This is a genomic window from Rhodococcus sp. D-46 (assembly GCF_011290655.1).
GTDB classification, from domain to species: domain Bacteria; phylum Actinomycetota; class Actinomycetes; order Mycobacteriales; family Mycobacteriaceae; genus Rhodococcus_F; species Rhodococcus_F qingshengii.
This window is the reverse complement of record NZ_JAANTF010000002.1, coordinates 693,674-715,810: the sequence shown is the minus strand read 5'-3', so window position 1 is coordinate 715,810 and position 22,137 is coordinate 693,674. Positions and strand designations below refer to the sequence as shown.

Here is a 22,137-nt window from a genome sequence, read left to right as displayed (position 1 = left end):
CCGCGCGGATCGGGCAAGAAATCATGAACTTCGACAGTTCTCATCCGCGCGCGCGACCGTCGGCCGCCTTCGCGCGAGCACAGGGTCGCGAGCCGCGACTCATCGATCGCCTCGAACAATCTCTCTCCATACCGGCTGATTCCCCGGATCGAGTCGTGGAGTTGATGATTCGATGCACGATCGCCGCCGTCGATCTGGTTGTCGGTGTTGATCACGCCGGTGTCACGGCATCCCTGGACAGCGAACCGTTCACCGTCGCCCCTACCGATGAACGTGTAGAAGAATTCGATCGCACGCAATATCTCCTCGGTGACGGACCCTGCCTGTCAGCATCGCGCACGGGTCGGTCGGTCCGAATGTCGGTCGAGCAGTTAGGCACACGGTGGCCCACTCTCGGCATTGCTGCGCGCAACGCCGGATTGGAAGGTTTTCTCGCGATACCACTGTTCAACTACAACGAGCCGGTCGGGTCACTGAACCTGTACTCGCATTCAGCCGTGGCAGAGACGGACCGGGACCGCGATCTCGTCGTCGTCATCGCCGAATATCTGGGAGCGGGGCTCGACGCCATCGCAACAGACCATCGACTCGAACATGCCGCCAACGCCCTGCGCCGAGGAATCGCCTCACGTGCCGACATCGAACGCGCAGTCGGAATCTTGATGATCCGCCGCAATACAGACCCCCAGACCGCGCTTTCCGAACTCCAGGCTTCAGCACGTCATCAGTCGCGGGATTTACTGGACGTTGCACGTCAGACGATCATTTCAGCCGACGACGAACATACATAGGGCTTCCGATCGACCGGTCAGAACGCTGCGACGGCACGAAGCGGCGTGCCGTCGATAGGCGGGAGAACTCACCATCGCCGCGTTCGCGGGGCCTCGTCATCTCTAGGTGATGCGCACGCTCGCTAACAATTCCTCCGCGACGACCCTGACTTTCGTGTTGGTACGTCGGGACGTCTCGACCAACATCGCGAACGCCCCATCCGCATCGACACCGTGCACCGCCATCAACACCCCCTTCGCCTGATCGATCACCGCCCGCGAATCGAGAGCACGCTCAAAGTTCCTTTCGCTGGGTGTAAGAGTCAGACGGCGTCTACGGTATGGCCGGCCGAGTGGAACGTGTTGGCGGTGATGCCGCCGCTGTCGAGCAGCCAGCGTTCGGCGTCGATTGCTGCGGCGCATCCGGCGCGGACAGCGGTGATCGCCTGACCTGTCGGTGTTCGGTTCTGCCGGGGTATCACCGAAAGAAATGCCGCTTCGAGCGGCCGCTTGCCGATAAGCGCAAGACGGGCACCGATCCTGAAAAGCCACTGGACACCTTCGGTGCCGGCGGCTTCGTCATATCTGGGCCAGGGAGACGGGTTGCATCAGATGCAAGATTGATGCTTCTGATGTGGTGCCAATTGCCCTTCGTTTCCGGTGGTCAGTGTCGTCCGGGGAGGTCGACTGGCGGATGTGCAGGATTCGAAACGGGCGGTATTCATAGCCAGGAAGCCGCACCGCTATAGATCGTGGCTCCTCGTACGGGTTGCTGGGGATTTCCATTCCCCGGCGCTATACGCTCACTTCGATCGAGTCCTGTTGCAGAACCGTCAACAGCGTTAAGCTCGATGTTTGACCGCCGATCCACTGCGTAGTTGAAAACGGCTGGGCAGTTGAACGGTTTGTCAGGCTATGCGGGTGTGCGACCGTGGCTCTCACCAGGAGCAGCCTGCACCCCTCAGGTACAGGAGCACACTCACGTGACGTCCTTCGAGCGGGCCATCCTTTCACCGGCCGCAACGACACCTTCACTGTCCGTCTCCGCATCACCTGACCAACTCCCAGTACTGCGATCACTGATCCGGACCGTGGCCGCCCACTATGCACTCTCGCTGAGCAGGTTGTCAGACCTGGTCCTCGCGGCAGACGAAGCTGCAACCATTCTCATCTCCCGTGCTCTCCCCTTCAGCACCTTGACGTGCACATTCGACGGAAACGTCGCCACTGTGCAGGTAATCCTCTCGACGACAACGACGGGTCAGATCACCACGAGCACCTCGTCCTTCATATGGCACGTCCTTGACACTCTGGCCGACGGCGTAGTCCTCGAGCAGGTCCCGCCCACCCTTCCAGAGAAAAACTGGATGGCCACGATCACACTCACCAAGGCGTTGCAGGCGGGTTCGTGACCCCGCCCGGCCTCGAGGACAACGAGTACACGCAGGTCACCGCTCTGTTCGTGCGCCTTGCCGCCCTGCCCGCCGACGATCTCGATTTCGAACGGCTTCGCACCGAAATCATCGAAATCTGTCTGCCCCTCGCCGATCACATTGCCCGGCGGTATCGAGGACGAGGCCAGTCACACGAGGATCTCGTCCAAGTCGCCAGTCTGGGTCTGGTCAATGCAGTCAATCGCTTCGACCTTGCGAAAGGTAAAGATTTTCTGTCCTTTGCCGTCCCGACGATGATGGGTGAGGTGCGCAGGCACTTTCGTGACCGGGGTTGGGATGTCCGAGTTCCACGCTCACTCCAGGAGAATTACCTAAGCCTCAAAAGGTCGCGAGCCACGCTCACCCAGACTCTCGGTCGCGAGCCCACGATCCCCGAGCTCGCGGCAGATCTGGGTGTCGAACCGGCCGACATCGTGAACATCGCGGCGGCCGGAGATTCCTATCATTCCGCATCGCTAGACGCCGTCACTGCGCCCGACGGGGCGTCAATCGGAGACACGCTCGGCGAGTACGACGCCGCGCTCGACGGAATCGACAACCACGAAACCCTCCGGCCTGCGCTCCTCGCTCTGCCTGAACGCGAACGGACAATCCTCGTGTACCGGTTCTTCGGGGAACTGACTCAATCGGAAATCGCCGAGAAGGTCGGCCTTTCCCAGATGCATGTCTCACGATTGCTCAGCCGGTCTCTCGAGTCCCTGCGCCGCGAAATCGGCGAAGTCACCAATTGAGGGACGATGGGCACGAAACAGGACGGACAAGGAAGCTCGCCCCGGTCCGCGGTAACTCGAAGGACTCACTCGACTGCTTTCGGATGATGGTGTGATGTGCTCCCGATTCGATCGTGTGCCCATGAGTTCGGCCTGATCCGGCACTGAATCATAGGTTCTGCAGGCGAAGCGGACGCATACGGTGGACAAGATGGCTCAGGACGCACTTTCGTGATCTTCGAGTCCACCGGCCATGCGTAGTTTCTTTGAGGTCTTTGCCGAGTTCGAGGTGCTCCTTCGAGAGCTGCTTCATCAGGTCGGCGAGGCCGTCTGCGATGGCATTGAGTTTGTGCTGAACGGCGTCGTCGGAGCGTTTCTGGGTGTTTTGGAGCAACGCCACGAGGAGGAATGTGACGATGGTGGTGACGGTGGTGATGATCAGTTGCCAGGTGACGATGGTGCCCAACAGGAAAAATGACGGAGCCCAGAGCACAACCGTGACATGTCAGATGCGCAATGGACGTGAGTTCCGCGGTGACCGAGGGGCCGGCGCCGCAGCGTCAGTAGTAGTGCCGCCGACCACCGACAGCATGTCCGGCGGCGCCGAGCGCGAACAGAACGACCCCGATCACCACGAGAATGATGCCGATCGTCCACAGGATCGAGATGCCAGTCAAGAAGCCGACGATCAACAAGACAATTCCGAGAATGATCATGGACCCTCCTTCGACACGGATCACCCATCGAGGGCGACGTACCCGCTGGTCACAGTCCTCAAACACTTGGAACGGGCTGGGCGCAGGTACGGCCGTGCCTGATGCGACCGACTCCTCGACTGCTTTCGGGTGGTGACACAGGGTGCCTTGTTTTCCGGTTTGATCGTCCACCTCACGGGTAGCACCTGTACGAGACCGGACCCTCAGTTCAAAGGCACAGTGGGAGGACGCACCAGTGGCTCGCCAAGACTCACAACCCCAACTCAAGGATCAGGACCTCTACGAAGAATTACGAAAGAAAGGGGATTCGAAGCAGAAGGCGGCACGGATTTCCAACGCGGCCGCCAATCGTGGGCGGTCGAGTGTGGGTAAATCCGGGGGCAAGTCTTCGCCGTACGAAGACTGGACGGTGGAGGAATTGAAGAAGCGTGCCAAAGAGCTGGATCTTCACGGTTATTCGAAACTCAAGAAGAGCGAACTGATCGATACCCTCCGAAATCACTGAACCTCGCCCTTGGCGTCAGGTCCACTCCGACACTCGGCTTCTGTGTACGAATCGCCATGCGACACCGCTCGGTCCGAAGCGCAGAAATCATGCCAGTATGGCCACCGCGGCGATGACGAAAACGATGACAACCAACGCGACCGCGACCATCGCTGCAATTCCTGTTCCTGGAAAGCGTTTGACGGTCGCGGGTTCGGGTTCGGACAATCCCGACGTCTGGGGAGCATCGGGCGGGGTGCTCCCCGGCTTGACCCCGCCTCCGGGTTCCAGGTCAGGGGTATTGTCCGGATCTGGTTCGGGCGGTGTAGAAGTCACGATGTTCCTCCCGGTCAACTTCCCTCGGAAGTCGTCGTCGATGCCTGGGACTGCCGGAGCGTGTCGGTCAGTGTCGCGCAGAACGCCGGCAGATCATCGGGGTTGCGGCTCGATATCAACGTATTCGGTCCTGAAGTACAGACCACGACTTCTTCGTCCACCCACGTGCCGCCGGCGTTCGTGATGTCGGTGCGCAAACTAGGCCACGACGTCAGCGTGCGACCGGCGACCACGCCGGCTTCGACCAGCGTCCACGGTCCGTGGCAGATCACTGCGACAGGCTTCCCGGCGTCGAAGAAACTCCGGGCGAACGCCACCGCCCCTGGATTCACACGAAGGAAATCAGGGTTGGCCACACCACCGGGTAGGACGAGTGCGTCGTATTCCGACCACTTCGCCGACTCGACCACCGCATCCACGTCGAAGACGTCAGCTTTGTCGAGATGATTGAATGCCTGAATAGTTCCGGATTTTGTCGAAACAATCGACGGCTGAGCGTGTTCGGCAACCAACGCATCCCACGGGTCCGTCAACTCGATTTGTTCGACTCCCTCCGTCGCCACGAGGAATGCCACTTTCTTTCCTGCGAGTAGTCGACTCATGCTTGAACGTCCTCCCTCATCTTCGTCACAACCGTCGAGCGACTGCTCAGCTGGATGCGCCCTCGGTGTCGTCGAAGAACGACCATTCACCGTCATGCTGGACTTCCATGCGCCATCCCAGTTCCGAGTTGTCGGCGCGGGCATCGACGAACCAGGCATGCGCATCGTCAGCGCTGTCGATCTCGCGCGTCGCGGTGACGTCGCCTGCAGGATTGATCACTCTGTAAGTAGCCATTCGGGTCGGCTTCCCCAGCCGATGCTTCTTCAATCATCGACTGCGACGACGGCGTATCAACCCGTACCGTCACCATGGACGCTCAGGCGCTGACCCCGCGCGTCGTACGCCGACTGTACGGTTCACACACGAAGTGCGCGAGGCGATCAGAGAGGTCGCTGGTATGCGACCTGAGCCGTCAGAAACAGATTTACGACTTGGGGATCCCCGCATCTCCCCGATACGCAAACCGTCGACGATCATCTCGAGCCGAAGAGCGAAGCCATCGGAAGTCCAGACACATCACCACACCCATGCCGATACTCAGCATCACAAGCAACAGAACAACATTCAGCACCGTGCATCCACCCTTCTATGAGGCCGGCTCTCAGGCCGCCGTCACGCCGCGAAACGCAGCGGGCTTCCATTCGTGCCTGCGGAGGCCGTGGAATCCTTGGCACACGGCAAGTCTCCGACATCTCTTGCCACACGGCGGTCTTCGAAAGGTGCGATTCCCACGATCTCGCGCCACCACCTTTCGTGCTCTTCAGACTCCGTCCACGACGCGACATCCACCACAAGCCCTCCTTCACCGACCCCCGATTTGTTACCCAGCTCACGCACTGAGGAAACGTGACGTGGCAATGACCGTGCGCTCTGGGAGATCCGCGCGGTTGCAGGACGTCAACGAACTCGGCTGGGAAGAAGTTCAGTCGTCGGCGCCGAGGCCTTGGGGAACTGGACGATCGCATTCGTTCCGACGACGACCTGCCGGCACCGACGACGACCTGGTGGTGCCACTGACGGTGGGGTGTCAAGCACTCACACACTCGTCGAGCAATGTCGCAGCTAGCTCCTCGTTCATCCTGTGGCAGAACGGAGTTCGCGCAAGGCAATTTATGGAAGCCTTCTCCGCCGAACTCGATACCCTATGGCCGGCACCCGAGGAATATCTGCTCGAACAATCGATCTCCCCGCTCGACGACCAGCGCTGAACTCCGAGCGCGTCCGTGGCTCGGTAACGAGGCGTCTGTTGCCGAGGAGCCTGCTTTGTCACCGAACCAACGGTTCTCGATTCGCTACGAACGGGCTCTGCCGGACGGGGATGGGAGTCGACGTCCGGCAGAACAACAGTCCCGAGCCAGCACAGACCGGGACGATTCTCACCCTGCACCCGATCGGCTGAAAGTACCAGCCCTCACCGGACTGAAATGCGACACGTGTGATGCAGTGCTCTCTCATTGGTTTCGGAAACCCAGACAGTTCCGGCCCCACAACGAGGGTGCGGTGTGTGTGTGCCGATCGTAGGGTGGCCCAGCGGCAGGTCGGAGGAGTCACACCTCACATCAACCGATCAGCACGACCCCGGACGCGGACCCTCGCACGCTCATTGCCCGGCATCGGCGAGGGCTTGTCATCATCTCTAGGTGATGCGCACACTCGCCAGCAGATCCTCTGCCACCGCCCGCAGTTTCGTGTTGGTGCGTTGGGATCTCTCGACCAGCATCGCGAACGCCGCATCCGCATCGACACCGTGGACCGCCATCAACACCCCCTTCGCCTGATCGATCACCGCCCGCGAATCGAGAGCACGCTCGAGCTGCAGAGCCAACTGCCGGGCACCCCGGTAACGTTCGGTACTGCCGATCGCATACCCAGCGGCAGTGGTGAACAAATTCATCAACGCCACCTCAGAACGAGCGAACCCGTCCGCACGGCTGCCGTACACGTTGACCGCACCCGCACGCACCCCGGGCTCGAGCGCAGGCAACGGAATCGACAGGAAACTCTGCACCCCGAATCGCCGGGCCTCGGACGCCAGACCCGGCCACCGCTCACTGGCAGTCGTGCGGTCCGCCACCACGATCTGCTCGCTCTCCGCGGCCTCGATACACGGACCCGCCCACGACCGATACTGCAGCTCGTCTACTATGACGACCTCACGGGACGTGCGCGCCGCCGTCGACGCAGCACCCTCCTCATCGAGAACCGTCACCCCCGCCATGTCCGCATCCTCGATCAACTCCACCGCATGCTCACACAACCGGTTCAGATACTTCTCGATGTGACCGGCCGGATTCAACACCCGATACAGATCCTGCAACGCTTCGGCAGCCGCATCGAGCGGAGGAAACCACCCATCACCGACAGCAGCGCTTCGTACGACATCCATCCCACACCTCACACGCACTCCCACGAGACCGTGACGGCACACGACGAAAATGGGCAAAACCCCGATCTCCACTTGTCAACAACTCACGAATGCCCGAACACACCACCACCAAACCCCACCACGACGCCGCGGTCCCGCCGCACCAGCAACCCGAACCAAAGGGTGGTTCGCCGGCGCCGAGGTGTGAGCGCCGACGCCAGCGAACCCGATGCGCATCCCGGCACTGCCCGTACCAGGATGCCCCATTTCGGGGCTGACCCACCCCCGGCGAGCGGACAGCCGGAAGGCAGGTCGTCTGCGCGGCGCCCCGAAATCCTTTTCGAGTGCTCCCGATACCGCAACCCAGAGGTATCCCACACACCACCAACGCAAACCCGCCCCGACCACAGACCTTCAACGGTATGGGGAAACGCCGCAACGCCACATCCATGCGGACCCACTACCGACCAGACGCACCTACGTAGCCAAGATCGCCGGTCTGCGCCTCCCCACACCTGTAGTGGCTACACGGAGTACAAACAGCTGTCGGCTTCACCCTCCTCGGACGGTTCTGCGGACGATTCTGCAATCACACGTCGACATCGAACGTCGCATCATCTTCCTCGACTCCGGACGGCTCCCCGTCCCGAAGTCCTCCTCCAGCCTCGCGGAGCACCCTTCCAACAGCGAATTACATCGCGGTTCAGCGCTAAAGTCTCCGTGTCTCCGTTCCAACGAGACGGAGACGAACGCGTAGCCTTCATGATTAGGCTCACTGGCGGGTGCAGTCGGTGGCCCACAAACTGTTGAGGAGCTTCGGTCGGTATCAGTCTCGGTCAGTCCACCGTGATCGAGCCCCTCAACCTCCGAGAGGACACTCACCGAGCCAACCGGTACCATCGGTATTCGTAGAGACTGCAACAAGATTCACAACTGAACTACCGTCTTCCGAAAAAGATCGAGCTATTGGATGGCCGTCAGGAGTGCACGGCCGACAGAGGACCGACCGACGCCCAGTGTCGAAGCGATGGAGTCAAGACTCCTCCCTTGCTCGCGCAGTGCACGGGCGAGTTCAGTGCGTTCCGGGGTCATGACAGTCGGCCGGCCGCCGCGTCGACCTTGACGTCGGGCGGCTTCGAGGCCGGCGTGGGTACGTTCGACGATCATGCGGCGTTCCATTTGGGCAAGGGCTGCCATGATGTGGAAGAGAAATTCGCCGCCTGCGGTGGTGGTATCGAATCCTTCTGTGAGGGAACGGAATGCGATGCCGCGCTCACCGAGGTTGTGAACGGTGTCGATGACGTGGCGGACGGATCGTCCGAGCCTGTCGAGTTTCCAGACGACGAGGACATCACCGTCGTGGTCACGTAGGTAGTTCAGGCATTCGGTGAGCTGGGGGCGCTGCGTTTTGGAGCCGGATTCGTAGTCGGTGAAGATGCGGATCGCTCCGGCTTGGCGGAGTGCGTGTTCTTGCAGTTCGGGGTTTTGTTCGAGGGTGGAGACGCGGGCGTATCCGATGATGCTCACAGTCTCGGTCCTTCTGGTCTGCTGCTGTGTTGTGGGATGGTGCGGCTGTTCATGAGTTGGTGGTCGACCTCGGGGCTCCAGTGGGTGTGAAACTTGGTGGTGTCGAGGTCGGCTAGTTCCGGTTCCGGAGCGGCCGGCTTGGGGGCTGGCCGGATCTCGGTCGTCTGTGGGTCATGTTGTGGTGCTTCGGGTTTGATCTGGCTCGCCCAGGTATAGGTCTGTTCGGGCATGGTGTCGTGGTGCTCGATCATCGCCTGCCAGTGCTCGGGGAACGTCATGACGTTCTCGCGGGGTGCGGTGGCGATGGAGTCCATGGGCACTTCGGTGACAGGTTTGATCGCGGGTCGTAGGACGTCGGCGAGGATGGTTCCGCCGTCGATGTAGGCGAAGTTGCGGGCGGCTTGGACGGCGTCGGCGCTGAGTTCGCGCCATTCGATTGCCCATCCGACGTCGCGTGCGAGTTGGTCGAAGAAAACCCTTTGGGTGCGGGAGTTTCCGTCGACGAACGGGTGGACACTGGTGAGATCTCCCCAGTGTCCGGCGAGGTCCTGGACGAACGCTTCGTGGCTGTGGTGGTTGACGTAGACGCCGCTGTTGATGTCGGTGAACACTCGGTCGAGTTCGCCTGGGATGGCGGCGGGTGGGTCGTGGAGGATGCCGAGATCGCCTGGCGCGGTGTCGATGGTGCGGATTTCACCGGCCCATTCGTACAGGTCGCCGAGTAGGTGTCGGTGGATTGCTTGCAGGTGCGCGAAGTCGAAGTGTCCGTCGATCGGGTTCGCTGCCAATTCCGCCATTCGTGATCTCGTTGTTCATGGCGTTCCTTTCTGTCGTTTCCGGCGATTGTGCCTGGTAGCTCCGACACGGACCTACGGACGGGTTTTCAGAACAGAGTGTTTTGGGTTTGTGCGGCGGCGTTGTCGGTGCGTTTCTCGTAGGCGGTTGCGAGGGTTTGCGCGGTGGTGGGGCTGCATCCCATTTCGGTGCCGATGTCGTCCCAGCTGGCTCCGTGGTGGTGCAGTTGCCAGGCATCGTGTTCGTCGTCGCTCACGTTCAACCCTCCTCTTCGGCGGGTGTCTTGAGTTCTCGGCGGAGGCGTAGGGCTACGACGTAGTGGTAGACGGCAAGCCCGAGGAGGCTTGTTCCGGCGATGAGTGAAATGGTTGTTCCGCCGGTGAGGAAGATGATGCCTACGGCGAGGCTGATCAGCGCGACGACGGTGTGCGCTTTCCAGCCGGGTTTGCTGGTGTCTTTTTCGGTCGTCATGGTCGATTCCCTTTGTCGTTTGGGGCTTTTCGGAGGCTGGCGGCTTTGGTGAAGCTGTAGACGGAGGCGGCGAGGGCGATGATTCCGGCGGTGATCATGTGTTTGGTGCCGATGGTGAAGTCCAGGGCTGCGACGGCGAGCGCGAGGACTCCGAAGATGCTGTGTTTCAACACTCTCGGTTTGTTAGTCATGGGCGGCCTTCGCGGATGGCTGCGAGGCGTTGGGAGGCTGCGCGGCGTTCGCGGCCGATGCTGAGCAGGTGTTCGAACAGTTGGTCTTCGGGGAGTTCTTCGGCGGCTTGGGCGAGGGATCGTGCTGCTTCGCGGAATCCGCGCCGGTAGGCCTGGATGAGGACTGCGGCAATCTTGTGCTCGAGTTCAGCGGACGGGACGCCGATGGTGCTGATGTCGGTGAGTGCTTTGGTGAGTTGTTTCCCGAGGTGCCCGCTGGTGCGTCCTTCCTGCTGCAAGGTGGCGAAGACATGGGCACTGTTGTGCGGTTTGCCGGAAGTGACTAGCTCCTCGATGGCGGTGAACAGTGCCGCGTTCACGGGCCGGTAGAAGTCTGCGCTGGTCAGAGCTGCGACGGCACGTTTCGCGCTCTCAGCCGGCGCCCAGAGCAGCGAGCACAGGAGTTGAGCCTCGACGTCGAGGGCGGTGCTGTACTCGCGAGGGGACTGAACCCGAGGTCTCCCCCACCGACGATGAACTGCCGTGCGGCGATTGCTGCGTGATAGGCGTGGTACGCGTTTCCGAGGATGCTGATCACGACAACGCTGACTGCAAGCGCTATGTAGAAGCCTCTGTCGCGTTTGTTCATGTTGAGCTTGCTGATGATGACGATGGCGATGGCGATGGTCGCGCCGAGGATTGCACTGTCGACGATCGCCGGGAAAATCCAGGTCAGGTGTTCGGGGATCAGCGCTTGCCTTGCAAGGTCGCGTTGTACGGCGAAGGAAAGTACGAATGCGCCGGTGGTGATGCCGAGTGCAATGACGATCGCGAGTGCGAGTGCGGCGAGCAATGCGCCTAGCTGGATACGGGCAGCCCGGAGGCTAAAGTCGTTCATGATCGGGTTTTTCCTTCCAAAGGTTCCCGGTCTGGAGCTTCGCCGGGTTGCCTCCTTGTGGGACCCCCATTTAGCTTTCCGTGTATGTCCGCATCTACGGATATACGTACATACGAAAAGGGTCAGCGTCGAGCGAGAACGTCACGTTTTACCCGTTACTGAGGGTTCGTCGGCCAACAGACGTTCAACCAAGACGACAAGAATCTCCTGGGCAGTCACCCGGGCAAGTCCCAAGTCTCTGACTGCTGGGAACGACGAAGCACTTCGTGCCGAACCACTCCGCCATGGGGTGAATGTCCGTTATCTTCCTCGGCAGTAGTTGCAATCTCCTGGCTGCTCGGCGTCCACGCACGGATGCTGTCACCACGAAAGGGAGCACATCTGTGAATGGACTCGAAACGCCTACTCGTTTGTCCCGAACCACCGCCGCCCTCGGCGTTGGCGCGCTCGCTGCCGCGATCACCTTCGGCAGTGCAGTGGGTACTGCATCAGCCGACACTCCGGTCGTCGACTTCGGCAGTATCTCTTTCGCGGTGACCAACGGTCCCGGCAACACCATCTACGACATCAACGCCATCATCAATCTCCCGCCCGGCACACTGCCGCCAGGGATGATGACCCCTCAGATCACTGCGCCCGCCGCGGCCCCTCAACCAGTCGGCGACCCGTTTGCGGGCACCGCATTGGACTTCGTTCTGAGCTTCATTCAGGCTGCGGCCAGTTAGCCGACAACAAAAAAACGAGGCCCCAACTCAAAGGAGTTAGGGCCTCGTCTTGTGGTGGGCGAAGGGGGACTTGAACCCCCACGTCCCGAAGGACACTGGCACCTGAAGCCAGCGCGTCTGCCATTCCGCCACTCGCCCGAGCAACGCCGAAACATTATCACGACAAACTTTGAAAGTTCTATTCGTGCAGCTCAGGGCACGAATCGATGAACACCGAGCACCCGAAAGCCCAGAACCGATACCATGCTGAAACAGCGGCCAGGTACTGCCGAAGCGACATTTGACAGTACCGTGGAACCTGTACAGCAGTTTGGACGACACGCGACAAGGCGGTGCCGGCGCTACTTGCCGAGCATTTTGCCGTCGTAGATGCGAGGCGAGAGGAGGGCCCGATGGGCATCGTGCAGCGTTTCGAACGAAAGCTCCAAGGAGCTGTCGGCGACGCATTCGCGCGGGTCTTCGGTGGTGGTGTTGTGCCGCAGGAAGTAGAGGCGGCGCTCCAGCAGGAGGCACGTGACCGCGTCGAGCACCTCGGCGGCGGAATCCTTCTCGCCCCCAACAACTACGTGATCACCATCAACAACTCCGATCACGAAGAATTGGCAGCCGATCGCGAACTGACTACCAAAGCTTTCAGCCGACACCTGCAGGATTTCATCCGCGATCAGGGTTGGCAGACGTACGGCGACATCTCGGTCACTTTCGAGCCTTCGCCTACGCTCCACACCGGTCAGTTCCGCACCCGCGGAACCGTCGACCCGGATGGTGACGCTGAGCAGGCATCCCCGCCGTCGCATGTTCCGCAGGTTTCGTCGCGGCCTCCACAACGGCCGCCTCAGCGACCCGCACCGATTGTTCCCCCTGTTTCCAATCCAGTCCCGTCACAACCAGGAGCCGGCCCCATGACGCAGAACTCAGGCTACGAACCAAGCCGCGAACCGGCGGGTCGCCAGCCCGAACCGCAGCAGCCGGCACGGAACGGGTACTCCCACGACGACGGCGGTTACGCCGCTCCGCAGGGCCAGGAAGCGCCGTACCAGAACGGTTACGACCGCGGCGACGGTTACCGCACGGGCGACGACCAGCAGGGCTACAACCAGCAGCAGGGTGGCTACGACCAGCAGGCGTACCCGAACCAGCAGCAGCCGTACGAGCAGGCCGGTTACGACCAGCAGGGCTATGACCAGCAGGGCGGCGGTTACGACCAGCAGGGTTACCAGCAGCAGCCGTACGACCAGCAGGGCTACGGCCAGCAGGCGTACCAGGGTGGGTACGACCAGCAGGGCTACCAGCAGGGCGGCTACGACCAGCAGGGTTACCAGCAGCCCTACAACGGCCAGTCCTACGATCAGCCGGGCTACGACCAGCAGAGCTACCAGCAGGGCGGTTACGACCAGCAGGCGTACACACAGCAGCCGTACGAGCAGGCCGGCTACGAGCAGGGCGGCAACTTCGAGCAGACGCAGGCCTACCCGCAGCAGGGTTACGCCCAGCCGCAGGGCGGTTACGCACCGACGGCCCAGAGCCTGACGGCAACCCTGCAGCTCGAGGACGGCAGCGGACGCCACTTCCAGCTTCGCGACGGCAGCAATGTCATCGGCCGCGGCCAGGAAGCTCAGTTCCGCCTCCCGGACACCGGCGTCTCACGTCGCCACATCGACATCCGTTGGGACGGCCGCACCGCGATGCTGTCCGATTTGGGATCCACGAACGGCACCACCGTCAACGGTGCACCGGTCCAGGACTGGCAGCTGGCAGACGGCGACATCATTCGTGCAGGTCACTCGGAGATTCTGGTTCGCATTCTCTGAGCTGAGAAACGGACGCCAGGATTTTTCCGATAACAATCGAACATTCGGCGGTCCGTCGGCGCGCCGCCGTCACGCGGCTGTCAGTATCGTGATCTTCGGGGCCCAGAGCCCCCTATGATGCTGCCAGTCGACAATGCTCGAACCCCGCTGCGGCGGGGCTCGAGCCATAGAAGGAGGTGGACAGCCGTGCAGGGCCTGATTCTGCAACTCACACGGGCGGGCTTCCTGCTCCTACTGTGGCTGTTCGTCTGGGCAGTCCTCCGCACTCTCCGTTCCGACATCTATGCCGGCTCCGGGGTCAGGGTTCCGCCGCGGTACACCCGCGCCGGAAAGGTCCTGCCCTCGCTGGGCAAGGCGAAGGTGCCTCGGTACCTGGTGGTCACGCAGGGCGCCCTCGCCGGTACCCGCATCACGCTGGGCTCACAGCCGGTGATGATCGGCCGCGCCGACGATTCGACGCTCGTTCTCACCGACGATTACGCGTCGACGCGCCATGCGCGGCTCTCGCAGCGCGGCGCTGATTGGTATGTCGAGGATCTCGGTTCGACCAACGGCACCTATCTGGACCGCGCCAAGGTCACCACTGCGGTGCGCGTGCCGCTGGGCACTCCGGTTCGCGTCGGCAAGACGGTAATCGAGCTACGCCCGTGACCCTTGTTCTCCGCTACGCGGCGCGCAGCGACCGCGGTCTCGTGCGCTCCAACAACGAAGATTCCGTGTACGCCGGTGCACGCCTGTTGGCTTTGGCCGACGGTATGGGCGGACACGCGGCCGGTGAGGTCGCGTCGCAGTTGATGATTGCCGCCCTGGCGCATCTCGACGACGACGAGCCCGGCGAGGATCTGCTCGGCAAGCTCGAGGCAGCCACCCGTGAGGGCAACGATTCCATCGCCGATCACGTCGAGGAAGAACCCGAACTCGACGGCATGGGCACCACGCTCACCGCGATCCTCTTCTCCGGCAGCAAGCTCGGTCTCGTGCACATCGGCGACTCGCGCGCCTACCTGCTGCGCGACGACCACCTGACGCAGATCACCCGCGACGACACGTTCGTTCAGTCGTTGGTCGACGAGGGCAGGATCACCGCCGAACAGGCACACACGCACCCGCAGCGATCCCTGATCATGCGGGCGTTGACCGGCAACGAGATCGAGCCGACGCTCACCGTGCGCGAAGCCCGCGCCGGCGATCGCTACCTGCTCTGCTCCGACGGCCTCTCCGACGTGGTCAGCGACGAGACCATCGAGAACACGATGCGCGAGGGCTCGCAGGAGCAGTGCGCCGACCGTCTCATTGAATTGGCGCTGCGCAGCGGCGGCCCCGACAACGTCACCGTCGTCGTCGCCGATGTCATCGACCTCGACTACGGCCAGTCGCATCCCATCGTCGCGGGCGCCGCGTCGACGGAAGAGGAAGAGGACGCCCCTCCGCCCAACACCGCTGCCGGCCGCGCCGCTGCCATGCGTCCGCCGCGCGCGACGCCCAAGCGAGTTGTCTCCCAACCCGAACCGGAACCGAAGAAGAAGCGGAACCGGTTGTGGTGGGTGGTCCTCGCCGTGGTGCTGATCGCGCTGGTCGGCGTCGGCGCCGTGATCGGCCGCGCCGTCATCCGCAACAACTACTACGTCGGCGAAGACAACGGCCGCGTGACGGTGCTGCGCGGAATCCCCGGTTCGGTGCTCGGCTACTCGCTGCAAGACGCGGATCTGGTGGGTTGCGTCGGCGACGACGACGTCCTGACCCTCGTCTCCCCCGACGCGATTCCCAGCAACTGCAACATCCTCGAAGTGACGGATCTGCAGCCGTCGGCGCAGGAGCAGGTGCGCGCCGGGTTGCCGTCCGGCAAGCGTGAGGATGCGCAGAGCCAGATGATCCGTCTCATCGGCGGCGATCTGCTGCCTCGTTGTGAGCCGATTCCGACGACGACGGCCACGCCCACTCCCCCGCCGGCACCGGAGACCACGCCGCCCCCCGCACCGCCCGGGGAGCCTGCTGCGCCGACGACGGCGGCACCCACGACTACGCCGACGCCGACCGACATTCCCGGTCAGACTTGCAGGACGGTCAACTGATGTCGTCCAACGCAGCTGCGGGGACGGCTTTTCCGAGTCCGCCCGGAGGTTTTGCCCCGGCGCCGGTCCAGTCGACCCGTCGAAACATGGAGCTGCTGCTCCTGGGCTTTGCCGTCATCATCACGACGGTCTCGCTTCTGCTCGTCGAGGCGAGCCAGGAACAGAAGATCACTCTCGATCTGGCCAAGTACGCGCTCGCGTACACGGGCTTGTTCCTGATCGCGCACTTGGCAATTCGGCGGTATGCGCCGTACGCCGATCCGCTGTTGCTGCCGATCGTCGCCCTGCTCAACGGCCTTGGGTTGGTGCTCATCCACCGACTCGACCTCGCCGACGAACAAACAGCGCTCTACAACGGCGTCGAGGCACCGTCTCCGGATGCGAACCAGCAGGTCATGTGGACTGCATTGGCGATCACCGGTTTCGTGTTGCTGCTCGTGTTCTTGAAGGACTACCGCCTGATGGCGCGGTTCAGCTACACGCTCGGCCTCGCAGGTCTGGTGTTCCTGGCGATTCCTGCGATCCTGCCGGCGAAGTTCTCGAGCGTGAACGGCGCGAAGATCTGGATTCGCCTGCCCGGATTCAGCATTCAGCCAGGTGAGTTCGCGAAGATCCTGCTCATCATCTTCTTCGCGTCGGTGCTCGTCGCGAAGCGCGACCTGTTCACCTCGGCCGGTAAACACTTCCTGGGCATGGACTTTCCGCGTGCCCGCGACCTCGGGCCGATCCTGCTCGCCTGGATCGTCTCGGTGGGCGTTCTCGTCTTCGAAACAGACCTCGGTACGTCGTTGCTGCTCTTCAGCACCGTGCTGGTGATGCTCTACATCGCGACCGAGCGTGTGGGCTGGCTGGTGATCGGCGGCGGACTGCTCGCCATCGGATTCTTCTTCGCCTACAAGATGTTCGGACACGTGCGCGTGCGCGTCGACACCTGGCTGGACCCGCTCGGCGACTACGCCAATACCGGGTATCAGATCTCGCAATCGCTGTTCGGCCTGGCCACCGGCGGTATCGCCGGAACAGGTCTGGGCAGTGGTCGACCCAACCAGGTGCCGTTCGCGAAGACGGACTTCATCATCGCGACCATCGGCGAAGAGCTCGGCTTGATCGGCCTGGCCGCTGTGCTGATGCTGTTCTTGCTTCTCATCGTCCGCGGCCTGCGTACGGCGTTGGCCGTGCGCGACAGCTTCGGCAAACTGCTCGCCGCCGGTCTGTCGTTCACGATCGCGATCCAGATTTTCGTTGTCGTCGGCGGCGTCACCAAGCTGATCCCGCTGACGGGTCTGACAACACCGTTCATGTCGTACGGCGGCTCGTCGCTGCTCGCGAACTACCTACTGCTGGCCATCCTCGTCCGGATCTCGGACGCGGCTCGTGCGCCGGTAGTGACGAAGAAGAAAGGTCCGCCCCCAATCGCTGACGCCAATACCGAGATGATGCCGCGCGTATGAACACTCCACTGCGCCGCGTCGCGATGGCCGTCATGGTGATGGTCGTCGCGCTCCTCGCCAACGCCACGTACGTACAGGTCATCAAAGCTGACGACCTGCGAGCCGACCCGCGCAACTCGCGGGTGCTGCTCGACGAGTACTCACGCCAGCGAGGTCAGATCTCGGCTTCCGGTCAGGTGCTTGCCGCCTCCCGCGCCACCGACGACCGGTACAAGTACCTGCGCGAGTATCCGAATCCGTACCCGTACGCACCGGTCACGGGCTTCTACTCGATGCAGTACGGCAGCGCCGGCCTCGAGCGCACCGAAGATCCGATTCTCAACGGCTCGGACAACCGGCTGTTCAGTCAGCGCTTCTTCGACCTGGTGTCCGGACGCGATCCGCGCGGCGGCAACGTCGTCACGACGCTCAATCCGGCCATGCAGCAGGTGGCGTACGACCAGCTGACCAGCAAGGGTTACACCGGTTCCGTCGTCGCGATCGAGCCGAGCACCGGACGCATCCTGACGATGGTCAGCACTCCGAGCTACGACCCGAACCTGCTTGCCAGCCACGACGGCGCCGAAACCACCAAGGCGTGGGACGAGCTCAATGCCGATCCCAACGATCCGCTGGTCAACCGCGCTATCTCGCAGACCTACCCGCCCGGTTCGACGTTCAAGGTGCTCACCACGGCTGCAGCTCTTGGCAACGGTGCGACGCCGGACGACCAGCTGACCGCGGCGCCGCAGATCACGCTGCCCGGCACCAGCACGACCCTCGAGAACTACAACGGCAGCACGTGCGGCCCCAACCCGACGGCGTCGTTGCGCGACGCTTTCGCGCGCTCGTGCAACACCGCTTTCGTCGAACTGGGCATCAAGGACGGCGCCGACGCCATCAAGGACGAGGCCAGCGCTTTCGGCATCGGGCCCAACACTCCCGCGATCCCGCTGCCGGTCGCAGACAGCACCGTCGGCGACATCTCCGACGACGCGGCCCTCGGCCAGACCAGCATCGGCCAGCGCGACGTCGCGGTGACCCCGCTCGAGAACGCAGTGATCGCCGCTACCGTCGCCAACGGTGGTGTGCGGATGCAGCCCAACCTGATCTCCCAGTTGCAGGCACCCGATCTGACCGATCTCAGTACGCCGTCACCGGTGTCGATGGGTCAGGCGATCTCGCCGGCAGTTGCGGCCACGCTGACCGATCTGATGATCGGCTCGGAGAACTTCACCGGCGGCGACGGCAAGATCCCCGGCGTTCAGATCGCGTCCAAGACCGGTACCGCCGAGCACGGCGTGAACCCGCGGGAAACTCCGCCGCACGCCTGGTACATCGCTTTTGCACCGGCGCAGAATCCGACGGTCGCCGTGGCCGTCATCGTCGAGAACGGTGGTGACCGCGGACTCGCCGCTACCGGTGGCTCGGTTGCTGCGCCGATCGGTCGTGCAGTCATCGCAGCCGGAATCCAAGGGGGCTGAACCGTGGCGTTGAACAACGGCGCTTTGATCGCCGATCGTTACCGATTGATCCGTCTCATCGCCACCGGTGGGATGGGTCAGGTGTGGGAAGCCACGGACTCCCGGCTCAACCGTCGCGTCGCCGTCAAGGTACTCAAGTCCGAGTTCTCTTCCGATCCGGAGTTCTTGGAGCGCTTCCGCTTCGAGGCCCGCACCACCGCGCAGCTCAACCATCCCGGTATCGCCGGAATCTACGACTACGGCGAGACCCGCGACAGCTCGGGTGATTCCACGGCGTACCTGGTGATGGAACTCGTCAACGGTGAACCGCTCAACGCTGTCCTGGCACGCGTCGGCCGCCTGGCGGTTCCGCATGCCCTCGACATGCTCGAGCAGACCGGCCGCGCCCTGCAGGTCGCACACGACGCCGGTGTCGTGCACCGCGACGTGAAGCCGGGCAATATCCTCATCACGCCTACTGGCCAGGTGAAGATCACGGACTTCGGCATCGCCAAGGCCGTCGAGAACTCTCCTGTCACGCGCACGGGAATGGTGATGGGCACCGCCCAGTACATCGCGCCCGAGCAGGCCCTCGGTCAGGACGCGACCGCGGCGAGCGACGTGTACTCGCTGGGAATCGTCGGATACGAAGCACTTTCGGGTCGACGCCCGTTCACCGGTGACGGCGCGCTGACCGTCGCGATGAAGCACGTGCAGGAAACCCCGGCGCCGATGCCGGCCGACCTGCCGCCGAACATCCGCGAGCTCATCGACATCACGTTGACCAAGGATCCGGCCGGCCGCTACGCCAGTGGCGGCGAGTTCGCCGACGCCGTTGCAGCCGTTCGGGCAGGAAGGCGTCCACCGCCGCCCGGTCTGCTCGCCACCGGTGCCGCGAGCGCGTTGCCGGCAACGGGTGCCACGCAGGTCATGCCGCCGACGTACGCGGGCCCGGTGACGGGCGCAGCTGTTGCGGACGACGCGGCAGCCGGCGGAATGACCAGTGGGCAGAAGGCCGTGGCATGGGCCGGCGGCGGATTGATCTTGTTGGCGTTGATCATCGGCGGAGTCTGGATCGCAACCGACGGTCCGAGCGACCCGACGCCACCCGTCGTCACGTCCACGACGTTGCCGACCACCACGACGACCAAGCCCACCACCACGACGACTCGGCCCACGACGACGACCACCGAGCCGACAACAACGACGACTCGGCCGACGACAACCACGACCGAGCCGACAACCACAACGACAACGCCGACCACAACAACAACAACTCCGACGACCACAACCACCACCACGACGACAACGACGACCACAACGACCACTGAGCCGTTGGCGGATCCCGGAGACGCTGAAGAACCGCTAGGACAAGACCAATGACGACACCCCGCAATCTCTCCTCCCGCTACGAGCTGGGTGAGATTCTCGGCTTCGGCGGAATGTCCGAGGTTCACCTGGCGCGCGACCTCCGACTCAGCCGCGACGTCGCGATCAAGGTGCTGCGTGCAGACCTCGCGCGCGATCCCACGTTCTACTTGCGGTTCCGTCGTGAGGCGCAGAACGCTGCCGCGCTGAACCATCCGGCGATCGTGGCCGTCTACGACACCGGTGAAGCCGAGACCGACGCCGGGCCGCTGCCGTACATCGTCATGGAGTACGTCGACGGCGACACGTTGCGTGACATCGTGCGCAGCACCGGGCCGATGGCTCCGCGCAAGGCGATGGAAGTGATCGCGGACGTCTGCGCCGCTTTGGACTTCAGTCACCGCAACGGCATCGTGCACCGCGACGTCAAGCCCGCCAACATCATGATCAACCGTGCCGGCGCCGTGAAGGTGATGGACTTCGGTATCGCCCGCGCCATCTCCGACGCGTCGAGCCCGATGACGCAGACGGCCGCCGTGATCGGCACCGCTCAGTACCTTTCGCCGGAACAGGCGCGAGGTGAGCAGGTGGACGCGCGTTCGGACGTCTACTCGCTCGGTTGTGTGCTGTTCGAGATTCTGACGGGCGAGCCGCCGTTCAAGGGTGATTCACCGGTCGCCGTGGCGTACCAGCATGTTCGTGAAGATCCGCAGACGCCGTCGGAGATCAATCCCGACATTCCGCGCGAGCTGGATTCGATCATTCTCAAGGCGATGAGCAAGAACCCGGCCAACCGCTACCAGAGCGCCGGCGACATGCGCAGCGACTTGGTACGTGTCCTGGGCGGTCAGCGTCCGAGTGCTCCGATGGTGATGAACGACGAGGACCGCACCACCATCCTCGGCGCCGTCGGCTCCGACACCGGGAACTACCGCACCGCTCCCGATCCGGTCGAGCCGGTTCCTGCGAGGACAACTCGCGCCGCCGAGCCTCCTGCCAAGAAGAAGGGCGGACGCTACGCCCTGATGGGCATCGCGGCGCTTCTGGTGATCGGTCTGGTGACGTTCTTCCTCATTCGGGTGAACTCGCCGAAGGTCGAGATGGTGACCGTTCCGGGTGACCTGACCAACCAGCCCGCCGACGTCGCCGAGGCGACGCTGACCAACGCCGGATTCCAGGTGGAGCGTCAGCAGAAGACGGACAAGGTGATCGCCGCCGGAAACGTCATCACGACGCGTCCGGTTGCCGGGGTGCGTATCGAGAAGGGCAGCACCGTCACCATCGACGTGTCCACCGGACCCGAGCAGGTCGCGATCCCACGCCTGACCGGGCTGAGCCAGGACGACGCGGAGAAGAAGCTCAACTCCGTCGGACTCCGACTTGATCCGACCATCGGCAAGGCGGCATCGACCGTCGCCGAGGTCGACAAGATCGTCAATCAGGACCCGGCCGTCGGAGTGTCGGTTGTTCTCGATTCCGCGGTCTCGATCACCGTCGGCACCGGACCGGAGCAGGTTCGTGTCCCGGATGTCACCGGTCAGCGTGAAGAGGTGGCGAGGCCCAACATCGAAGGTGCCGGGTTCGTCGTCCAGATCACGGAGATCGATTCGGGTCTGCCGAAGGGACAGGTTGTTTCGACCGACCCGACCGGTGGCACGTCGGCCACCAAGGGTTCGACCGTGACGCTACGAGTGTCCAATGGCAACCAGGTCGCGATGCCTGATCTGACCAACAAGACGGTGTCGGAGGCGTTGAGCACGCTTCGCGCAGCCGGTTGGGCGGGAACCGCTTCGCAGCTGGTGCAGAACCAGAGCACGACGCTCACCCCGGAAATGGTGGGCAAGATCGTCTCGCAGACGCAGCCTCCGGGCTCGGAGATCTCCAAGGACGCGGTCATCACCGTCAGCGTCGGAGCGCTCGGAATCCCCGGCCGCTAGCAAAGTGAAAAGTGCCTCCCGGAGATTTCCGG

The 22,137-nt window shown here is 63.0% G+C and carries 25 protein-coding genes, 1 tRNA gene and 3 pseudogenes; 13 read left to right on the top strand and 16 right to left on the bottom strand.

Features of this window, described 5'->3' with window-relative positions:
* The coding region (locus G9U53_RS08025; protein ID WP_207624051.1) for a GAF and ANTAR domain-containing protein at positions 1-791 on the top strand (791 nt) is incomplete at its 5' end.
* 102 nt (positions 792-893) lie between these two features.
* Here G9U53_RS08025 and G9U53_RS33890 read toward each other — a convergent pair.
* Positions 894-1,097: an ANTAR domain-containing protein gene (locus tag G9U53_RS33890; RefSeq protein WP_267933130.1), complete on the bottom strand. Its 204-nt coding sequence runs from the start codon at positions 1,095-1,097 to the stop codon at positions 894-896.
* Positions 1,094-1,219 (bottom strand): annotated as a pseudogene (locus tag G9U53_RS33455) (thioredoxin-disulfide reductase); the annotation flags it as partial. The gene G9U53_RS33890 and the pseudogene G9U53_RS33455, both read right to left, overlap by 4 nt.
* A 534-nt stretch (positions 1,220-1,753) precedes the next feature.
* Here G9U53_RS33455 and G9U53_RS08015 point away from each other — a divergent pair.
* Both G9U53_RS08015 and G9U53_RS08010 read left to right on the top strand, forming a co-directional pair.
* The gene (locus G9U53_RS08015) at positions 1,754-2,182 is read left to right on the top strand and encodes an ATP-binding protein (protein ID WP_139799826.1); all 429 of its coding nucleotides are present in this window, start codon (positions 1,754-1,756) and stop codon (positions 2,180-2,182) included.
* Complete coding sequence (locus G9U53_RS08010; RefSeq protein WP_063315324.1) at positions 2,179-2,955, top strand: SigB/SigF/SigG family RNA polymerase sigma factor; 777 nt, start codon at positions 2,179-2,181, stop codon at positions 2,953-2,955. The genes G9U53_RS08015 and G9U53_RS08010 overlap by 4 nt, the downstream gene beginning before the upstream one ends.
* A 195-nt stretch (positions 2,956-3,150) precedes the next feature.
* Here G9U53_RS08010 and G9U53_RS08005 read toward each other — a convergent pair.
* Together G9U53_RS08005 and G9U53_RS08000 are read right to left on the bottom strand one after the other, a co-directional pair.
* Positions 3,151-3,430, bottom strand: a pseudogene (locus G9U53_RS08005) (low affinity iron permease family protein); the annotation flags it as partial.
* Between the two features lie 64 nt (positions 3,431-3,494).
* Positions 3,495-3,650 carry a DUF6131 family protein gene (locus tag G9U53_RS08000; RefSeq protein ID WP_087503864.1) on the bottom strand — a complete coding sequence of 52 codons (156 nt, stop codon included), beginning with the start codon at positions 3,648-3,650 and terminating at the stop codon, positions 3,495-3,497.
* A 235-nt stretch (positions 3,651-3,885) separates the two neighbouring features.
* Here G9U53_RS08000 and G9U53_RS07995 point away from each other — a divergent pair, with 235 nt between their 5' ends.
* Entirely contained in the window at positions 3,886-4,155 is a 270-nt protein-coding gene (locus tag G9U53_RS07995; RefSeq protein ID WP_054781729.1) for a Rho termination factor N-terminal domain-containing protein, read from the top strand.
* 87 nt (positions 4,156-4,242) lie between these two features.
* On the opposite strand, the gene G9U53_RS07990 is transcribed toward G9U53_RS07995, so the two are convergent.
* From G9U53_RS07990 to G9U53_RS07980, 3 genes are read right to left on the bottom strand one after another with little or no spacing between them, the layout of a single operon-like run.
* The gene (locus G9U53_RS07990) at positions 4,243-4,470 is read right to left on the bottom strand and encodes a DUF6480 family protein (RefSeq protein WP_058037006.1); all 228 of its coding nucleotides are present in this window, start codon (positions 4,468-4,470) and stop codon (positions 4,243-4,245) included.
* Positions 4,471-4,484: 14 nt separating this feature from the next.
* A complete protein-coding gene (locus G9U53_RS07985; RefSeq protein WP_058036954.1) occupies positions 4,485-5,072 on the bottom strand; it encodes a type 1 glutamine amidotransferase domain-containing protein in 588 nt (195 codons plus the stop codon).
* Between the two features lie 46 nt (positions 5,073-5,118).
* The gene (locus G9U53_RS07980) at positions 5,119-5,307 is read right to left on the bottom strand and encodes a hypothetical protein (protein WP_058036953.1); all 189 of its coding nucleotides are present in this window, start codon (positions 5,305-5,307) and stop codon (positions 5,119-5,121) included.
* A 617-nt stretch (positions 5,308-5,924) separates the two neighbouring features.
* Between G9U53_RS07980 and G9U53_RS07975 the strand changes: the two genes are divergently transcribed.
* Positions 5,925-6,281, top strand: a complete 357-nt coding sequence (locus tag G9U53_RS07975) for a hypothetical protein (protein ID WP_054781728.1) — start codon at positions 5,925-5,927, stop codon at positions 6,279-6,281.
* Positions 6,282-6,709: 428 nt separating this feature from the next.
* Here G9U53_RS07975 and G9U53_RS07970 read toward each other — a convergent pair whose 3' ends face one another.
* The 8 genes and pseudogenes from G9U53_RS07970 to G9U53_RS07935 form a co-directional block, all read right to left on the bottom strand.
* Positions 6,710-7,459 (bottom strand): GAF and ANTAR domain-containing protein, encoded by a 750-nt coding sequence (locus G9U53_RS07970; protein WP_054781727.1) that lies wholly within the window; start codon positions 7,457-7,459, stop codon positions 6,710-6,712.
* Positions 7,460-8,401: 942 nt separating this feature from the next.
* A complete protein-coding gene (locus G9U53_RS07965; RefSeq protein ID WP_054781726.1) occupies positions 8,402-8,965 on the bottom strand; it encodes a recombinase family protein in 564 nt (187 codons plus the stop codon).
* On the bottom strand, positions 8,962-9,762 hold the full coding sequence (locus G9U53_RS07960) for a Fic family protein (protein WP_058036950.1): 801 nt from the start codon (positions 9,760-9,762) through the stop codon (positions 8,962-8,964). Before G9U53_RS07960 ends, G9U53_RS07965 begins: the two co-directional genes overlap by 4 nt.
* An 86-nt stretch (positions 9,763-9,848) precedes the next feature.
* Complete coding sequence (locus G9U53_RS07955; protein WP_165638552.1) at positions 9,849-10,016, bottom strand: hypothetical protein; 168 nt, start codon at positions 10,014-10,016, stop codon at positions 9,849-9,851.
* 2 nt (positions 10,017-10,018) lie between these two features.
* Positions 10,019-10,231, bottom strand: a complete 213-nt coding sequence (locus G9U53_RS07950; protein ID WP_054781723.1) for a hypothetical protein — start codon at positions 10,229-10,231, stop codon at positions 10,019-10,021.
* Positions 10,228-10,422 (bottom strand): hypothetical protein, encoded by a 195-nt coding sequence (locus G9U53_RS07945; RefSeq protein WP_172826976.1) that lies wholly within the window; start codon positions 10,420-10,422, stop codon positions 10,228-10,230. The genes G9U53_RS07950 and G9U53_RS07945 overlap by 4 nt, the downstream gene beginning before the upstream one ends.
* The gene (locus G9U53_RS07940) at positions 10,419-10,853 is read right to left on the bottom strand and encodes a DnaB-like helicase N-terminal domain-containing protein (RefSeq protein ID WP_232330067.1); all 435 of its coding nucleotides are present in this window, start codon (positions 10,851-10,853) and stop codon (positions 10,419-10,421) included. The genes G9U53_RS07945 and G9U53_RS07940 overlap by 4 nt, the downstream gene beginning before the upstream one ends.
* 47 nt (positions 10,854-10,900) lie before the next feature.
* A pseudogene (locus G9U53_RS07935) lies at positions 10,901-11,299 on the bottom strand (DUF2637 domain-containing protein); the annotation flags it as partial.
* Between the two features lie 383 nt (positions 11,300-11,682).
* Between G9U53_RS07935 and G9U53_RS07930 the strand changes: the two are divergent.
* Positions 11,683-12,024, top strand: coding sequence for a hypothetical protein (locus G9U53_RS07930; RefSeq protein WP_064688157.1), 342 nt, complete (start codon positions 11,683-11,685; stop codon positions 12,022-12,024).
* Positions 12,025-12,076: 52 nt separating this feature from the next.
* On the opposite strand, the gene G9U53_RS07925 is transcribed toward G9U53_RS07930, so the two are convergent.
* A tRNA-Leu gene (locus tag G9U53_RS07925) sits at positions 12,077-12,162 on the bottom strand.
* A gap of 254 nt (positions 12,163-12,416) precedes the next feature.
* Between G9U53_RS07925 and G9U53_RS07920 the strand changes: the two genes are divergently transcribed.
* The 7 genes from G9U53_RS07920 (at position 12,417) to pknB (ending at position 22,105) form a co-directional block, all read left to right on the top strand.
* Complete coding sequence (locus G9U53_RS07920) at positions 12,417-13,835, top strand: DUF3662 and FHA domain-containing protein (RefSeq protein ID WP_020905627.1); 1,419 nt, start codon at positions 12,417-12,419, stop codon at positions 13,833-13,835.
* A 186-nt stretch (positions 13,836-14,021) separates the two neighbouring features.
* Positions 14,022-14,486, top strand: a complete 465-nt coding sequence (locus G9U53_RS07915) for an FHA domain-containing protein (RefSeq protein WP_003943418.1) — start codon at positions 14,022-14,024, stop codon at positions 14,484-14,486.
* Complete coding sequence (locus G9U53_RS07910) at positions 14,483-15,907, top strand: PP2C family serine/threonine-protein phosphatase (RefSeq protein ID WP_007735776.1); 1,425 nt, start codon at positions 14,483-14,485, stop codon at positions 15,905-15,907. Before G9U53_RS07915 ends, G9U53_RS07910 begins: the two co-directional genes overlap by 4 nt.
* Positions 15,907-17,358 (top strand): FtsW/RodA/SpoVE family cell cycle protein, encoded by a 1,452-nt coding sequence (locus tag G9U53_RS07905; RefSeq protein ID WP_007735775.1) that lies wholly within the window; start codon positions 15,907-15,909, stop codon positions 17,356-17,358. Before G9U53_RS07910 ends, G9U53_RS07905 begins: the two co-directional genes overlap by 1 nt.
* Positions 17,355-18,821: a penicillin-binding protein 2 gene (locus G9U53_RS07900; protein WP_007735774.1), complete on the top strand. Its 1,467-nt coding sequence runs from the start codon at positions 17,355-17,357 to the stop codon at positions 18,819-18,821. The genes G9U53_RS07905 and G9U53_RS07900 overlap by 4 nt, the downstream gene beginning before the upstream one ends.
* A 3-nt stretch (positions 18,822-18,824) precedes the next feature.
* Positions 18,825-20,183, top strand: a complete 1,359-nt coding sequence (locus G9U53_RS07895) for a protein kinase (protein WP_019746232.1) — start codon at positions 18,825-18,827, stop codon at positions 20,181-20,183.
* The gene (pknB, locus tag G9U53_RS07890; protein WP_042453355.1) at positions 20,180-22,105 is read left to right on the top strand and encodes a Stk1 family PASTA domain-containing Ser/Thr kinase; all 1,926 of its coding nucleotides are present in this window, start codon (positions 20,180-20,182) and stop codon (positions 22,103-22,105) included. The genes G9U53_RS07895 and pknB overlap by 4 nt, the downstream gene beginning before the upstream one ends.
* Positions 22,106-22,137: the final 32 nt, after the last annotated feature.

Coding starts and splice junctions, on each gene's coding strand:
- G9U53_RS08000 (WP_087503864.1), bottom strand. CDS start 3,650: ATGATCATTCTCGGAATTGTCTTGTTGATCGTCGGCTTCTTGACTGGC.
- G9U53_RS07985 (WP_058036954.1), bottom strand. CDS start 5,072: ATGAGTCGACTACTCGCAGGAAAGAAAGTGGCATTCCTCGTGGCGACG.
- G9U53_RS07980 (WP_058036953.1), bottom strand. CDS start 5,307: ATGGCTACTTACAGAGTGATCAATCCTGCAGGCGACGTCACCGCGACG.
- G9U53_RS07970 (WP_054781727.1), bottom strand. CDS start 7,459: ATGGATGTCGTACGAAGCGCTGCTGTCGGTGATGGGTGGTTTCCTCCG.
- G9U53_RS07960 (WP_058036950.1), bottom strand. CDS start 9,762: ATGGCGGAATTGGCAGCGAACCCGATCGACGGACACTTCGACTTCGCG.
- G9U53_RS07950 (WP_054781723.1), bottom strand. CDS start 10,231: ATGACGACCGAAAAAGACACCAGCAAACCCGGCTGGAAAGCGCACACC.
- G9U53_RS07945 (WP_172826976.1), bottom strand. CDS start 10,422: ATGACTAACAAACCGAGAGTGTTGAAACACAGCATCTTCGGAGTCCTC.
- G9U53_RS07920 (WP_020905627.1), top strand. CDS start 12,417: ATGGGCATCGTGCAGCGTTTCGAACGAAAGCTCCAAGGAGCTGTCGGC.
- G9U53_RS07905 (WP_007735775.1), top strand. CDS start 15,907: ATGTCGTCCAACGCAGCTGCGGGGACGGCTTTTCCGAGTCCGCCCGGA.
- G9U53_RS07900 (WP_007735774.1), top strand. CDS start 17,355: ATGAACACTCCACTGCGCCGCGTCGCGATGGCCGTCATGGTGATGGTC.
- pknB (WP_042453355.1), top strand. CDS start 20,180: ATGACGACACCCCGCAATCTCTCCTCCCGCTACGAGCTGGGTGAGATT.